Source organism: Blastococcus sp. SYSU D00669 (genome assembly GCF_054050715.1).
In genome coordinates this window covers 41,830-55,074 of the sequence record NZ_JBJGZV010000038.1, presented here as the reverse complement: position 1 = coordinate 55,074, position 13,245 = coordinate 41,830, and the positions used below count along the sequence as shown (strand labels likewise).

General features: G+C 74.6%; 15 protein-coding genes. 5 read left to right on the top strand and 10 right to left on the bottom strand.

The genetic code is table 11. The features are described 5' to 3' along the window. Nucleotides 1-163: 163 nt before the first annotated feature. The 7 genes from ACI8AF_RS21970 to ACI8AF_RS21940 form a co-directional block, all read right to left on the bottom strand. On the bottom strand, nucleotides 164-493 hold the full coding sequence (locus tag ACI8AF_RS21970; RefSeq protein ID WP_456541886.1) for a hypothetical protein: 330 nt from the start codon (nucleotides 491-493) through the stop codon (nucleotides 164-166). A gap of 5 nt (nucleotides 494-498) precedes the next feature. Continuing rightward, nucleotides 499-777: an alpha/beta hydrolase gene (locus tag ACI8AF_RS21965; RefSeq protein WP_456541887.1), complete on the bottom strand. Its 279-nt coding sequence runs from the start codon at nucleotides 775-777 to the stop codon at nucleotides 499-501. A gap of 47 nt (nucleotides 778-824) precedes the next feature. Beyond that, nucleotides 825-2,240, bottom strand: coding sequence for an APC family permease (locus ACI8AF_RS21960; protein ID WP_456541885.1), 1,416 nt, complete (start codon nucleotides 2,238-2,240; stop codon nucleotides 825-827). Nucleotides 2,241-2,533: 293 nt separating this feature from the next. Next, nucleotides 2,534-4,447, bottom strand: coding sequence for a primary-amine oxidase (locus ACI8AF_RS21955; protein ID WP_456541884.1), 1,914 nt, complete (start codon nucleotides 4,445-4,447; stop codon nucleotides 2,534-2,536). Between the two features lie 9 nt (nucleotides 4,448-4,456). Continuing rightward, nucleotides 4,457-4,600, bottom strand: coding sequence for a hypothetical protein (locus ACI8AF_RS21950; RefSeq protein ID WP_456541883.1), 144 nt, complete (start codon nucleotides 4,598-4,600; stop codon nucleotides 4,457-4,459). 163 nt (nucleotides 4,601-4,763) lie between these two features. Continuing rightward, complete coding sequence (locus tag ACI8AF_RS21945; RefSeq protein WP_456541882.1) at nucleotides 4,764-6,071, bottom strand: amidase family protein; 1,308 nt, start codon at nucleotides 6,069-6,071, stop codon at nucleotides 4,764-4,766. A gap of 31 nt (nucleotides 6,072-6,102) precedes the next feature. Further along, entirely contained in the window at nucleotides 6,103-7,533 is a 1,431-nt protein-coding gene (locus ACI8AF_RS21940; protein WP_456541881.1) for an amidase, read from the bottom strand. Nucleotides 7,534-7,631: 98 nt separating this feature from the next. Between ACI8AF_RS21940 and ACI8AF_RS21935 the strand changes: the two genes are divergently transcribed. Together ACI8AF_RS21935 and ACI8AF_RS21930 are read left to right on the top strand one after the other, a co-directional pair. Beyond that, nucleotides 7,632-8,627 (top strand): helix-turn-helix transcriptional regulator, encoded by a 996-nt coding sequence (locus ACI8AF_RS21935; protein ID WP_456541880.1) that lies wholly within the window; start codon nucleotides 7,632-7,634, stop codon nucleotides 8,625-8,627. Nucleotides 8,628-8,695: 68 nt separating this feature from the next. Beyond that, nucleotides 8,696-8,938 (top strand): hypothetical protein, encoded by a 243-nt coding sequence (locus tag ACI8AF_RS21930; RefSeq protein ID WP_456541879.1) that lies wholly within the window; start codon nucleotides 8,696-8,698, stop codon nucleotides 8,936-8,938. 103 nt (nucleotides 8,939-9,041) lie between these two features. Here ACI8AF_RS21930 and ACI8AF_RS21925 read toward each other — a convergent pair whose 3' ends face one another. Further along, entirely contained in the window at nucleotides 9,042-9,308 is a 267-nt protein-coding gene (locus ACI8AF_RS21925; RefSeq protein WP_456541878.1) for a hypothetical protein, read from the bottom strand. 54 nt (nucleotides 9,309-9,362) lie between these two features. On the opposite strand from ACI8AF_RS21925, the gene ACI8AF_RS21920 reads away from it, so the two are divergent. Both ACI8AF_RS21920 and ACI8AF_RS21915 read left to right on the top strand, forming a co-directional pair. Then, the gene (locus ACI8AF_RS21920; protein WP_456541877.1) at nucleotides 9,363-9,563 is read left to right on the top strand and encodes a hypothetical protein; all 201 of its coding nucleotides are present in this window, start codon (nucleotides 9,363-9,365) and stop codon (nucleotides 9,561-9,563) included. Nucleotides 9,564-9,569: 6 nt separating this feature from the next. After that, the gene (locus ACI8AF_RS21915) at nucleotides 9,570-9,833 is read left to right on the top strand and encodes a hypothetical protein (RefSeq protein ID WP_456541876.1); all 264 of its coding nucleotides are present in this window, start codon (nucleotides 9,570-9,572) and stop codon (nucleotides 9,831-9,833) included. Here the strand turns inward: ACI8AF_RS21915 and ACI8AF_RS21910 are convergent. After that, nucleotides 9,826-10,578: a hypothetical protein gene (locus tag ACI8AF_RS21910; protein WP_456541875.1), complete on the bottom strand. Its 753-nt coding sequence runs from the start codon at nucleotides 10,576-10,578 to the stop codon at nucleotides 9,826-9,828. The genes ACI8AF_RS21915 and ACI8AF_RS21910 overlap by 8 nt on opposite strands. 126 nt (nucleotides 10,579-10,704) lie before the next feature. On the opposite strand from ACI8AF_RS21910, the gene ACI8AF_RS21905 reads away from it, so the two are divergent. Then, nucleotides 10,705-10,959, top strand: a complete 255-nt coding sequence (locus ACI8AF_RS21905) for a hypothetical protein (RefSeq protein WP_456541874.1) — start codon at nucleotides 10,705-10,707, stop codon at nucleotides 10,957-10,959. A 208-nt stretch (nucleotides 10,960-11,167) separates the two neighbouring features. Here ACI8AF_RS21905 and ACI8AF_RS21900 read toward each other — a convergent pair whose 3' ends face one another. Beyond that, on the bottom strand, nucleotides 11,168-13,210 hold the full coding sequence (locus ACI8AF_RS21900) for a primary-amine oxidase (protein ID WP_456541873.1): 2,043 nt from the start codon (nucleotides 13,208-13,210) through the stop codon (nucleotides 11,168-11,170). Between the last annotated feature and the right edge of the window lie 35 nt (nucleotides 13,211-13,245).

Below are 13,245 nucleotides of genomic sequence, written 5' to 3'. Positions count from 1 at the left end.
CCCCCCCCCCCCCCCCCCCCCCCCCCCCCCCCCCCACCCCCCCCCCCCCCCCCCCCCCCCCCCCCCCCCCCCCCCCCCCCCCCCCCCCCCCCCCCCCCCGCCCCCCCCCCCGCCCCCCCCCCCCCCCCCCCCCCCCCCCCCCCCCCCCCCCCCCCCACTCCGCTCACAGGTGCGTGCGGAACCAGTCGAGCTGGCGCGGCGCCGACTGCTCGAACGCCTCGCCCACGTAGGCCTCGAAGTGCCCGCACTTGAGGGCCACCAGCTCCTTGGGCTGCCGCGCCCGCTCGAAGTACTCCAGCGACAGGTCGGCGACCGTGAGGTGGTCCTGGCAGGCGACCACGATGAGCAGCGGCGTGGGCGCGAAGTCGGCGATGCAGGCGCCCGGCTCGTACTCCACGAACATCTCCACCGACCGCAGCGTCACCTCGTTGCGCCAGTTCGGCGCCCGGTCCTGCACCGGCCCGGGCTCGGCCGGGCCCTTCTCCCACGCCACCTGCATCATCTGCGGCGCGGCACCGGCGTAGCGGGCCGCGCGGTCAGCCGGCGGGCGTTGGCCAGGCCGCTGACCAGGGGCACCTGCGAGACCACCCCCCTGACCCGCTTGTCCGGCGCGGCGACGACGAGCACGTGCGCGCCGCCGTAGCTGGACCCGCAGATGCCGGTCCGGTCGGGGTCGGCCCACGGCTGCGTCTGCGCCCAGGTGATCGCCGTCCGGTAGTCGCGGACCTGCTGCCACCGGTCGATCTCGCCGCGCGGGGTGCCGTCGGAGGCGCCCAGGTGCGCGGGTCGTCACCCCGCGTCGCCGCCCGGGCGCGGGCGACCGGCTACTCCCCGAAGGTGCCGACCTCCTGCACCACCTGCGGCCGCCTCCGGCGGACAGCGAGGTACCAGGCCAGGCCGAGGACGAGGAGTCCCAGGAAGATCCACGGCAGCAGGTTCAGCGGCGGCTCGGGCACCGGGACGACGTTCTTGTAGAACACGTAGACCAGAGCGGCCACGACGACGACCGCCAGCACCGCCGAGAGCGGGTTGCCCTCCCCGCGGCGGCTCAGGAAGATCGGCAGCGCGGCGGCCATGAGCAGGTAGGCCAGCATGTAGCCGAAGGTGCCCAGGGTGCCCAGGTAGGCGATCACGTTGAACGGCGCCGTCCCGGTGGCCACCAGGACGATCGGCACCACGGCCACGATCGGCGCGATGGCGGCGATCGCCACGTGCGGCGTCTTGTGCGTGCGGTGCGCCCGGCCCAGCGCCCGGGGCAGCACCTCCTCCTCTCCCATGGTGTACAGCACCCGGGAGGCGGCGTTGATGCAGGCGATGGTCACGGCGATGAACGAGGCGGTGATGCCGAGGTCGACGATCCAGGCGACCGAGCCCAGCCCGTTGCCCTCGGCCAGGTCGTTGACCGGCGCCCCGCTCTGGCTGAGCCCCTCTGGACCGCCGAAACCGAGCACCGAGGTGTACGCGGCCAGCACGTAGAGGATGCCGACCAGCACCGCGCTGCCGATCACCGCCCGGGGGATGGTCCGGTGCGGGTCGCGGGCCTCCGCGCCCAGGCTCGCCGCGCTCTCGAACCCGACGAAGCCGAGCACGCCCAGCACGATCCCGAAGGTGATCCCGTCGAAGGTGCTCCCCTCCAGCCGCCACTGGGAGGTGTCGGCGAAGCCGCCGTTGCGGGCCAGCACCGTGATGAGCACGAGCAGCACCGCCGCCACCGAGATGATCTCGAGCACCAGCCCCACGCGGGTGGAGATCCGGATGCCGGTGACCGCCATCGCTGCCGCGCCCGCCGCCGTGACCGCCACCAGGACGGTGACCACGAGGGTGGAGGTGGCGTCGACGTCGAGGCTGCCCAGGAAGCTGCCGAAGTAGATCGCGGTGCCCGCGGTCCCGACGATCGCGATGCAGGTGTAGCCGATGACCAGGCCCCATCCGGCGGCGAACGCCCCGGCCGGGCCGAGGCCGTGGGCGACGTAGCTGTAGAGCGAGCCGGAGGAGGCGAACCGACGGCCGAACTGCGCGACGCACAGGCCGATGAGGACGACGACGACCATCGCGAGCAGGTACGACAGCCACGTCCCGCGGCCCGCGAAGAGCGCGATCAGCGCCGGGGTGGTGGCCATCGCCGCGCTCGGCGCCATGCCGGCCACGGACTGGGCCATCACGTCGAGCTGGGTCATCGAGCCGTGGGCCAGCCCCCGGTCGTGGTGGGCCGTGCCCGGCTGCGCCTCCTGCGCGCTCATCCCGCCACCTGCCCGGTGGAGCGCCCGGCGACGGTCTCGGCTGGGTGGATGGCCACGGGCCCTCCTCGAGGAGTGATGTCCGGACTGTCCCCGCTGACCTGCAGGGAGCGGACGCTAGCCCCGCCGCCGGGGGGCCGACAAGGACGTGGCACGCCGCTGCCGGCGATCGCCCGCGGCTCGGCGCCGAGCCGGCAGCCGCCATCGGCGCCGGGCGGCGCACCCGCCCGGGGCCGGCAGGGCCGCCGCCCGGCCGAGGGCGAGCGCCCCCGGCCGGGCGCGGACGACGGCGCTGGTCACCCCTCGTGCGCGCAGTGCGACGACGTCGACCGCGGGACGCCCAGGGCCGGGTTGCGATCGAAGAAGCCGACCGGCTTGAGGGTGAAGCCGGTGTAGTCGGTCGGCATGACCGGCCAGTCCTCCGGGCGCGGGAAGTGGGTCAGCCCGAAGGTGTGCCACAGCACGACGTCGGCGTCCTCGATCGGCGCGTCGTCGGCGACGAACGTCGGCAGGCCTCCGGAACCGGGGTGCTGGTTGACGAAGTCACCGGCCGGATACCGCTCGGTCGGGTCGTACGCCGTGACCCACAGGCTCTTGGTCGAGAACGTCGCCCGCTTGCTGATCGACGACTCCTCGTCGGCGAGCAGCACCGGGGAGTTCTGCGGGTGGAGCGCGTACCCGACCGGCTGGCCGAACCGGTTGGTCTTCGCCGGGTTGACCACGTGCCAGGTCCGGCCGACGGTCGCATCGGTCAGCCGGGCGCCCTCGGACTCCCGGGTCAGCGGGGTGGACCGCCGCCGGAACGCGTTGCCGTACGGGTTGCCGTCGCCCATCGGCACCCGCACTGCCTCCACCTCGTGCACCGTGTTGCTGGTCCCGTCGACGGCCATGTCGAGCCGGGCGGAGAACAGGTGCTGGTGGAACGGCGCGCCCAGGCCCGGCGCGACCTCGGTGGCGTACGGGTGCTCGTCGCCGCGGAAGGCGGAGGGGAACAGGACGCCGGTCGCCTTCGACTCCAGCTGGATCGTGCCGTCGGTGTAGAGGTACCAGTAGAAGCCGTAGTCGTAGTTGCCGATCGTCGTGAAGAAGCTGATCACCAGCCGTCGCGAGCGGCGGGTCTCGGCCATCTGGGTGAACAGGTCGGTGTGCTTCCAGCCGACGCCGTAGTCCTCCTCGTGCAGGCAGACGGCGTTGGGGATCGTGCGCGGGGCGCCGTCCTCGTCGGCGAGCAGCGCGTCGAAGTAGTGGATCTCGCCGAGGCAGTCGCAGCCCAGCTCGAGCGAGTTGGTGTACCGGGCGAAGAGGTACTCGCCGGTGTCGAAGTAGTTCTGCCAGAACCGCACCGGCGACGGGTCGGCGTAGGGCACCACCATCTCCGAGATCGACGCCCGGTAGAGCACCGAACGCCCGTCGATGGACAGCTGGTGGAGCACCAGCCCCTCGCGGACGTCGAAGCTCACGCGGAACTCCCACCCGGCCCACCGCACGACGTCGTCCTCGACCGTGAAGCTCGGGCCCTCGGGCTGGGTGATCTCGATGGGCTTGAGGTCGCGGACGGCGTGCGGGTGGGTGTCCTGGTCCAGGTCCGCCCTCTCGGCCGGGACGGGCAGGTCGTAGTGGTCGTGCACGGCCGTGACGACGCCGCGGGTGACGTCGACGTAGGCCACGACGCCGTCGACCGGGTGCGCCCACGGCAGGTCGGCCTCGTCGGCCTGGTGGAAGCCGAGCACGCGGATGATCCGGTGGCCGAACTCCTCGGGGAAGTACGACCCGGCCGAGAGCGGCACCGCGCGCACCTGTCCGATGTCCAGCCCGCGCTTGGCCATGGCGCCGACCCAGCGCTCGTCCTCGGCGAGGATCGGCTCGATCGCCTCGAACTCGGCGTCGAGGATCGGCACCTGCCCGTCGGCGACGGCGTCGATCTCCTCGTCGCGGACGACGCTGCGCTGGGTGACCGAGACGGTGAGGTCGCGGCCGGCGCCGGTGGCGCGGTCGAGCAGGAGCACGCGGAGCCGCCGCTCGACGGGGTCGCCCGGGGACCAGGCGAGGACGTCGCGCTTGTGCGGCTCCTCGAGGCCGACGTAGACGAACTTGCTGCTCTCCTGCAGCAGCCCGGCGGCCTCGACGATGCCGCGCGCGGCGGTGATCTCCTCGGCGGTCATCCGGGACAGCGGGTGGGTGGCGGTGGACTGCGGAGCGGTCAGGGTCACGGGTCCTCCTCAGATCTGCGGGGCGTCGTGCTGGTCACGAACAGCACCTGCATGACGTCGGCGGGCGCCGTCCCGACGCACCCGGCGGCGGTGGTCACCCCCGATGCCGCCGAGGTCGGTCGCCGACTCCTCGACGGTGGCGCTGTCGCTCATGTGCTCACGATGACTCATGACGAGAGCGTGCAGAAGCCCCCGATGACGACCCAGCGCGGAACGGGTCGCCCCCGGGACGCAGGTCCGGCGACATCGGCGATCTCGCAGGCCTCCGGGCACCGAGCGGTGCGACAGCGCCGACCTCGCTGCTGGGGTGAGCCGGCTATCCCCGCAGCGCACCCTCGACCTGCGCGGCCACGGCGAGCAGCGCGCAGTCGTCGCGGGGGAGGGCCTCCAGCGAGATGCCGATCGGTAGGCCCGTGGCGGTGGCGCCGGCCGGCAGCGAGATCGCCGGCATGCCCGCGGTCGAGCCGGGCCCGGTGTTGCGGATCGTGGTGAGGAAGACCGGCACCTGCTCTCCGTTGAGCTCGGTCGTGTCGTCGTCGCCGAGCGGTGGTGGGGGCAGCGGCACCGTCGGGTAGACCAGGGCGTCGAGCGGCTCGCCGTCCGCGGGCCGCAGCGCGGTGCGGTAGGCGTCGCGCAGCCGCTGCCGCGTCGACAGCGCCTCCAGGTACACCTCGCGCGTCATCGACCCGCCCGCCGCGAGCTCCATCGCGCCGCGGACGTCGGGGGAGGCCACCTGCGCCAGCACGTCGGCGAACGTCAGCTCCCGCTCGGGCCCGGGCAGGGTGGCCAGGTAGGCGGGCAGGTCCTCGGCGATCTCGAAGAACACGATGGGGAAGCCGCACTCGGCGTCGAGGTCGTGCGCGTCGGCGACGTCGACCTCGACCAGCTGCGCGCCGGCGTCGGCCAGCCGGTCCAGCGCCCGCGCGGCGGTGGCGGCCACCTCGGGGTGCAGGCCGTCGAAGTAGCCGCGGCGCGGGACGCCGAGCCGCGGCGGGCGGCCGGGCTCGGCCACCGGGTCGCCGCTGACCAGGGAGTCGACCAGCGCGACGTCGGCGACCGTGGTCGCGAAGACCCCGGCGGTGTCGCGGGTGCGCGAGATCGGCACGCAGCGGTCGGTGCCCCAGCGGCCGACCGTCGGCCGCCACCCGATCACGCCGCAGTGCGCCGCCGGCACCCGCATCGAGCCGCCGGTGTCGGTGCCGAGCGCGATCGGGACGACGCCGGTGGCCACCGCGACCGCCGAGCCGCCCGACGAGCCGCCGGCGGAGCGGTCGCGGTCGTGCGGGTTGCGCACCGGCCCGAACGCCGCGTTGTTGCTGGTGATCCCCAGCGCCAGCTCGTGCAGGTTCGTCTTGCCGATCACCGCCGCCCCGGCCGCGCGCAGCCGCTCGACCGCCAGGTGGTCGCGCCCGGGCCGGGAGCCCGCCAGCGCCGGGGTGCCGCCGGAGGTGGGGAAGTCGACGGTGTCGAGGTTGTCCTTGACCGCGAGCGGGACGCCGGCCAGCGGGCCGGCACCGCCCTCGGCGCGCTCGGCGATGTGCAGGAACGCGCCGAGGTCGGCGATCCCGTGAGCCCGCGCGATCGCCTCCTCCACCGACGGGGACGAGCGGAGCGCAGACGTCATGCCGACACCTTCCCCCAGGAAGGCGGGCCGGTCACCCCACGGCGACGGCGGGTCGGCGGTCGGCCCACGGCAGCGCCTGCTCCAGCAGCGCCGCGACCGACAGCAGCCGCTCCTCGCCCGCGTACGGGCCGACCACCTGGACGCCGACCGGCCAGCCCTCGGGCGACGGCGTCCCCGGCACGCTGATCGCCGGCACGCCGGTGACGTTGGCCAGGGCGGTGAACGGCGCGAACGCGAAGATCCGGTCGTACCAGCCGCGGGCGTCGAGCGAGGGGTTGTCGGCGTGCAGGTGGCCGATCTCCGTGTTCGGCGCAGCCGTCGTCGGGGTGAGCAGGACGTCGAACCCGGTGAAGAACTGCCCGACGGCGCGGGTGACCGCGTTGAAGGTCCGGTCGACGCCGTAGAGGTCCAGCGCGGTGAGGCCGGCCCCGTACTCGGCGCAGGCCAGCGTCGTGTGCTCGAGCAGCGCGGTCGACAGCTCCACGCCCAGGACGGCGGCCGCACCGTAGGCGCCGTCGGCGAGGAAGCTGGTCCACGCCTTGAGGTTGGCGTCGTCGAACGCGGCGACGTCGTACTCCGGTGCGGCCTCCTCGACGGTGTGCCCGGCCTCGGCCAGCGCCGCCGCCGCGGCCTGCACCGCCGCGACGCAGGAGGGGTCCACCGGCGCGCCGTTGGGCGCGGTGGTCGAGACGGCGACGCGCAGCCGGCCGGCCGGCGGTCGGGCCGCCGCGGCGAAGGTCGTCGCCGGCGCGGGCAGCAGGTACCGGTCGCCGGGCTCCGACCCGTGGACGGCGTCGAGCAGGCCGGCGGCGTCGCGCACCGTGCGGGTCACGGCGAACTCGATGCCGAGCCCGAGCAGCGGGTCGGAGTAGTCGGGCGCGACCGACACCCGGCCGCGGGAGGGCTTGAGGCCGACCAGCCCGCAGGCGGCGGCCGGGATGCGGATCGACCCGCCGCCGTCGTTGGCGTGCGCCACCGGCAGCGCCCGGGCCGCGACCAGGGCGGCCGACCCGCCGCTGGACCCGCCGGGGGAGCGGTCGGGGTCCCACGGGTTGCGGGTCGGGCCGTTGGCGACCGACTCGGTGGAGGCGTTGAAGCCGAACTCGGGGGTGGCCGTCACGCCGATCGCGGCGAGCCCGGCCTCGCGGAAGCGGCGCATCAGCGCGGTGTCGTACGGATACGGGACGCCCGGGCCGAGCATCCGGGTGCCCGCCCGCTGGGGCACGCCCTCGGCGTGCAGCACGAGGTCCTTGATCGCGAACGGCACCCCGCCGAACGGTCCGGCCGGGTCGTGCGCCAACGGGGCGTCGAACACCTCGCCCACCAGGGCGTTGAGCCTCCCGTTGACCGCGGTGACCGCCTCGCGCGCGACGGCGGCCACCTCCTGCTCGCTGACCTTGCCGGCGGCGATCAGCTCGGCCAGCCCGGTGGCGTCCTGCTCCGCGTACTCCGCTGCGTCCATGGCGGGATGGTGCTCGGGGCGGCTGCGCCCGGGCATCGGCAGAACTACCGAGTGCGCCGGGGCTGGCCGGTGTGCTGTGCCGCGTGCCACCCTGCCCCATGGGCTCCGGGACGACCGGCGGCCGGCTGGGCGCCGCGCTCGGGGTCCGCGAGGCCGCCGAGGCGGTGGCGTCCGGGGAGGCGCCGTCCGACCCGGTGCGCGCCCGCACCGTGCTGACCGCCCTGGAGTCGCTGGCCGGGTGCGCCGCCGCCGTCACCCGCTGGGACCCGCTGCGCGGCCGGCACGAGGTGCTGGCCAGCTCCGGCTACGGCGCCGCCGCGGTGGCGGCGCTGGAGAACTCCTTCCACGAGGACCCGCTGTTCGCCGTCGTCCGGCGGTCCGGCCGTCCGCTGCGGGTCCGCGACATCGCGCCCGACCGGCGCACCGGCCCGATGTTCGACCAGGTCATCCGGCCGCTGGCCTACACCGACGGCGTCAGCTTCTGCCTGTCGCCGTCCGGCCGGTACGTCGGGGCGGTGCACGTCAGCACGTCGTCGTCCACCACCGCCGACGGCGTGGACGACGAGGCCGTGGCCTGGCTGCGGCTGCTCGGCCCCGACCTCGCCGACCTGGTCGACCCCCTCGGCGGGCTCGCGGTGCCGCCCGCGCCGGCCGGCGCCGGGGTGGTCGCCTGGTCCCCGGCCGACGGCCGGACGGTGGCGCTCACCCCGGACGCGCGGCCGGAGCTGGTGGCGCCCGGGGCGCCGCTGGCCGGCCTGCTGGACCGGGCGCGCTGGCCGTCGCGGCTGGGCCGGCACCTGCTCGTGCTGCGCGGCAGCGAGCTGCTCGCCGTCGAGGCGCGGCCGGCCGGGCCCTGGGTGCTGGTGGAGCACCGCGCCGCCGCCAGCCCCGCGGACCTCTCGCTGCGCGAGCTCGAGGTGCTCGTCGAGCTGGCCACCGGGGCGACCAACCGGATCATCGCGCGGACGCTGCGCATCACCGAGCGGACGGTGGCCACCCACGTCGAGCACCTGCTGCCCAAGATCGGCGCCGGCAACCGCGCCGGGGCGGCCGCGTTCGCGGTCGCCGCGGGGCTGGTGCGCCTGCCGGGCTGACCGCGTCTCGGATCCGCCCGATCGGCCGCGCGGTGTGCGACAGTCCTCCGCCGCGAGGGAGGAGAGGCATGCGGGCACGGACGGTGTGGGGCGTCGTGTGGATCGTGGTCGGGCTGGCGGTGTCGATCGGCGGCATGGTGCTGGCGATCGTCGATCCCGAACGGGCGCTGCTGGGCGGCATCGGCTTCGGCGTCGGCATCCTGCCGTTCGTGGCCGGCCTGTTCCTGGTCCGGCACGCCATCCCGGAGCCGCAGGGCGGCGGCGGGCGCCCCTGGGACACGTCGGGCAGCTTCTGGGACTTCTTCAAGTAGCGATGTCCCCCCTTGCCGCCGCGATCATGAAGTTCGGGAAGCGACACACCGGCTCGGCGCCGCGTGTCGCTTCCCGAACTTCATGATCGCGGCGGAGGGCCGCCTACAGGACGTGCGCGACGGCGGGGGAGCGGCGCACCGCCACCTCCCGCCCCGCCCGCTCGGCCGCCCACAGGTGGTCGGCGAGCAGCTCGGCGCCCGGCGTCGACAGGACGACGACGGAGCCGGCGTCGATGCAGTCGACCCGCGCGGGCTCGCGGCCGTAGCGGTGCCAGAACGAGTCGACGGCGTCGGCGTCGACCACCCCGGCCAGGCACAGCGCGCGCCCGCCGGAGGTGTTCAGCAGGCGGACGACGCCCCGAGCGGTCACGCCACCAGTGTGCGCGGCTTCCGGCGCGGCCTCGCGGTGTGCCAGGGTGCGCCCGTGCCGAAGAACCTCGCGCTCGGGATGCTGATCAGCACGCTGGGGCTGGCCGCCGTGGTGGTCGGCGTCCTGATGCTCACCGGCGACGGCGGCGGCCTGTGGCTGATCGTCGCGGGCGTCGTCGTCGACCTGGTCGGCGTGGCGATCGTGGTCTCCGGCCTGCGTGCCCGGCGCAGCGGCTACCAGCCGTACGAGGGCTGACGCGCCGTGTCGAAGCTGACCGCCACCGGCGTGCTGCTGCTCCTGGCCGGCATCGCCGCCGTCGTCGTTCCGCTGTTCCTGCTCGACCGGCTGGACGCCGGGCTGCTGACCGGGCTGATCGTGGGCGGGGTCGTCGCCGTCACCGGCGGGGTCATGGTGCTGTCCTGGTCGCTGACCCGGAACGTGGAGGTCGACCCGGCGGCGGCGCCGAGGGGCCGCGGGCGCACCGACTGGGCGGGCTGGTCGAGCTTCTTCGACGCGTTCAGGTGACCGCGACCGGCTGGCGCGCCCACTCGGCGGTCGCCTGCCCCAGCACTACTGCGTGGGTCAGCCGCAGGCTGCCGGCCAGCCACACCAGGACGTCGTGGATGCGCAGCCGCGTCATGGGTGCGCCGAGCAGCCGGGCGGCGGCGTCCTCGAGGGCGGCGAACGCGTCGGCCGAGCCGCGCAGCTCCCGGTGCACGACCGCCTCGACGCCGCTGTCGCTCTCCCGCAGGTGCGGCCCCAGCTGGCGGTGCGTGGTCGGGTTGAGGTGCGGCACCAGCGACGGCGCGCGGTGGTGCAGGGCGGCGAGGACGACGGAGTCCTGCGGCAGGCCGCGGACCTCCCGGAGCAGGGCGCCCACCGTGCCCGGCTCCTCGAGCACCGAGAACTCGTCGGCCGGCAGCTCCCAGAACGCGCGCCCGCCGGCGCGGGCCGCGACGGCGCGGAACAGCGGCCACGCCTCGTGCAGCGACGCCCGCGCCGCCGTCCACGACGCCCGGTCCAGCCGGCCGTGCAGGCCCTCGGCGACCAGGACGTCGAAGTCGCCGGGGACGTCGGCCGGGGGCGGCTGGCCGTCGAACCGCGACCAGCCGAAGGCCGGCACCTGCACCCAGCGGCCCTCGGGGTGCGACGGCGACCGGAAGCGCAGCGGCCGCCGTCCGCGGGCGTAGCCGAGCACCGCGGCCAGGGCGGTGTCGACGGGGATCGGCTCGGGGCCGGCGCTCGGCAGGTCGAGCACGTCGACGTCCACGGCCACCACCCCCCGGCGCGGCCCGCGGGGAGGCGGGCCACTCCTCTCGGAGGGTAGCCGGGCCCAAGCGGGCGCCAAGCGCCGAACCGGACCCTCGTCGGCGACCGGATCGGGAGGAGAACGATCGTGAAGATGCTGCTCGGCGCGTCGTCGCTGGTGGTGTGCGCGCTCGCCGTCGTGGGCGGGGCCGTGTTCCTGGAGACGACGCCGGCGCTGGGGTTCGCCCTCGTCGGCGCCGGCGTGCTGTTCGGCGTCCTCGGCGCGCTGCTGGTGCACCTGGGCTCGCCGCGGTCGGCGGCCCGCCCGCGGGCCGTCGACGAGCAGTCGGCCGGCTACGAGGCCGCCAACGCCCTCGGCGCGGCGCTGGACGCGCTCAGGTGAGACGCGTGCTGGGCGCCCTCGCCGTCGCGGCCGGCGGGGGCGGAAGCGGGCTGGCCGGGTTCCTGCTGACCGGGCCGGCGCCGCGGCTCGGCAACGCCGTCGCGCTGCTGGCGGCCGGCTCGCTCGTCGCCGTCCTCGGTGCGTGGGCCGCCCTCCGCCCGCCGGCCGCCGTCCCCGACCGGGGACGACGGCCGGTGCTCGCGCCGTCTCAGTGGGCGTGCCCCTCGTGCTCCGCCATCGGCAGCCCGCGGTCGGTCGCCGAGTGGCCGCAGGTGCAGGCGCCGTGCCCGCAGTGCGCGCAGGACATGCTCGGCGGCAGGTCCAGCGCCGGGTTGCCGTCGAAGAACCCGACCGGCTTGAGCATGAACCCGACGTACGCGCACGGCATGACCGGCCAGTCCTCCGGCCGCACGACGTGGTGCGCGCCGACGGTGTACCAGAGCACGACGTCGGTGTTCTCCAGCGGCGCGTCGTCGGACTGGTAGACCGGCAGACCCTGGACGTCCGGCGACTGGTACGGGTAGTCGCCGGCCGCGTAGAGCTCCCGCGGGTCGTACCTCGTGACCCACAGGTCGTGCTGCACGAACCGGGCCCGGTCGTAGATGTAGCTGCCTTCCTGGACCATCGTCGGGACGACGTCCTTGGGCATGAGCTTGTAGCCCACCGGACTGCCCAGCTCGTTGACCTTGTTCGGGTTGACGACCTTCCAGTAGCGGGCCGTCCGGTGGTTCCAGTCCCGGGCGCCCTCGGCCTCGGAGGAGACGAGGGTGTCGCGGGTGATCCAGGCGTTCCTGTGCGGGTTGAGCGCCGGGTCCGGCTCGGGGATCGAGTCGACCTCGTAGACCGAGTTGTCCGGCCCGTCGACGGTCATGTCCATGCGGACGCTGAAGAAGTGCTGGTGGTGCGGGCCGTAGATGCCCGGCGCCACCAGGTTGCCCCAGCGCGGCTTCTCGCCGACCGCGATCGCGCCGGTGGTGAGCACGCCGGTCAGCTTGATCTCGTGCTCGATGTTGCCGTCGGTGTAGAGGTACCAGAAGAAGCCGTACTCGTAGTTGCCGACGGTGGCGATGAAGCTGATCACCAGCCGGCGCGAGCGGCGGACCTCGACCTCGCCGGTGCGGAAGTCGGTGTGCTTCCAGGCGATGCCGTAGTCCTCCTCGTGCATGCACACGGCGTTCGGGATGGTCACCGCGTTGCCGAGCGAGTCGTTGACGACGCCGTCGAAGTAGTGGATCTCCCCGAGGCAGTCGCAGCCGAGGGTGAGCGGGTTGGCCATCAGGCCCATCCCGACCTCGCCCATGTCGAACACGTTCTTGTTCCAGTGCGTCGGCGAGGTGTCGCCGTAGGGCACGACCATCTCCGACAGCGCCGCCCGGTACATGACCGGCCGGATCTCGCCCCGGTCGGTGTAGGTGAGCTGGTGCAGAACCAGGCCCTCGCGCGGGTTGAACCCGACCCGCAGGGACCACTTCTGCCAGGTCACGTTCCAGCCGTCGACGGCGAAGCTCGGCCCCTCGGGCTGCGTGATCTCGATCGGCTTGAGGTCCTCGCGGAACTGCGTGAACGCCGGGCGGTTGTCCGGATCGAACATGAAGCGCTCGGTGTAGTTGCCGGCGGTGGGCGGCAGCGGGACGACGCCGTGGTCCTCGATCTCGACGACCTCCATGGCGTCGAGGTCGAAGTGCACGATCAGGCCCTCGACCGGCCGGGCGTAGCCGTGCTCGCCCGGCGCCGAGCGCATGAACGTCAGCGGCCGGCAGATCAGCGGCGAGTTGTCGTAGTGGTCCTGGGCGCCGTAGTAGCCGGCCGGCCACGGGTCGACCATCGCCAGGTCGAAGTCGGTGACGCCGCGCTTGCGCATCGCCTCCTGCCAGCCCGGGTCCTCGCGGACGACCTTCTCCACGCCGTCCATGTGCTCGGCGAGGTAGGAGGGGAAGCGGCCGGGGATCGGGGTCCACGACTCGACGAGGCCGAGGTCGAGGTCGACGACGCCCTCGAAGATCATCTTCTGCGCGTTGTCGTAGGCGACGACGAAGGCCTTGCGCGGCGGGGCCTCGTCGAATACCAGCGACGCGGGCTTGGGCGGCTCGGCCAGCGAGATCATCACGAACCGCAGGGTGTCGCTGGTGTGGTCGCTGCCCTGCACGACGGCGGCGGCGCGCTCGATCTCCGCGCCGGTCAGCGGGTCGAGCGGGTGCGCCGCGGCGGACGGCGCGCCGCTGAGGTCGGCGAGGGCGGTGTCGACTGCCATGAGGTGGAGCTCTCCTGTTCCTTGAAGGGGTTCGG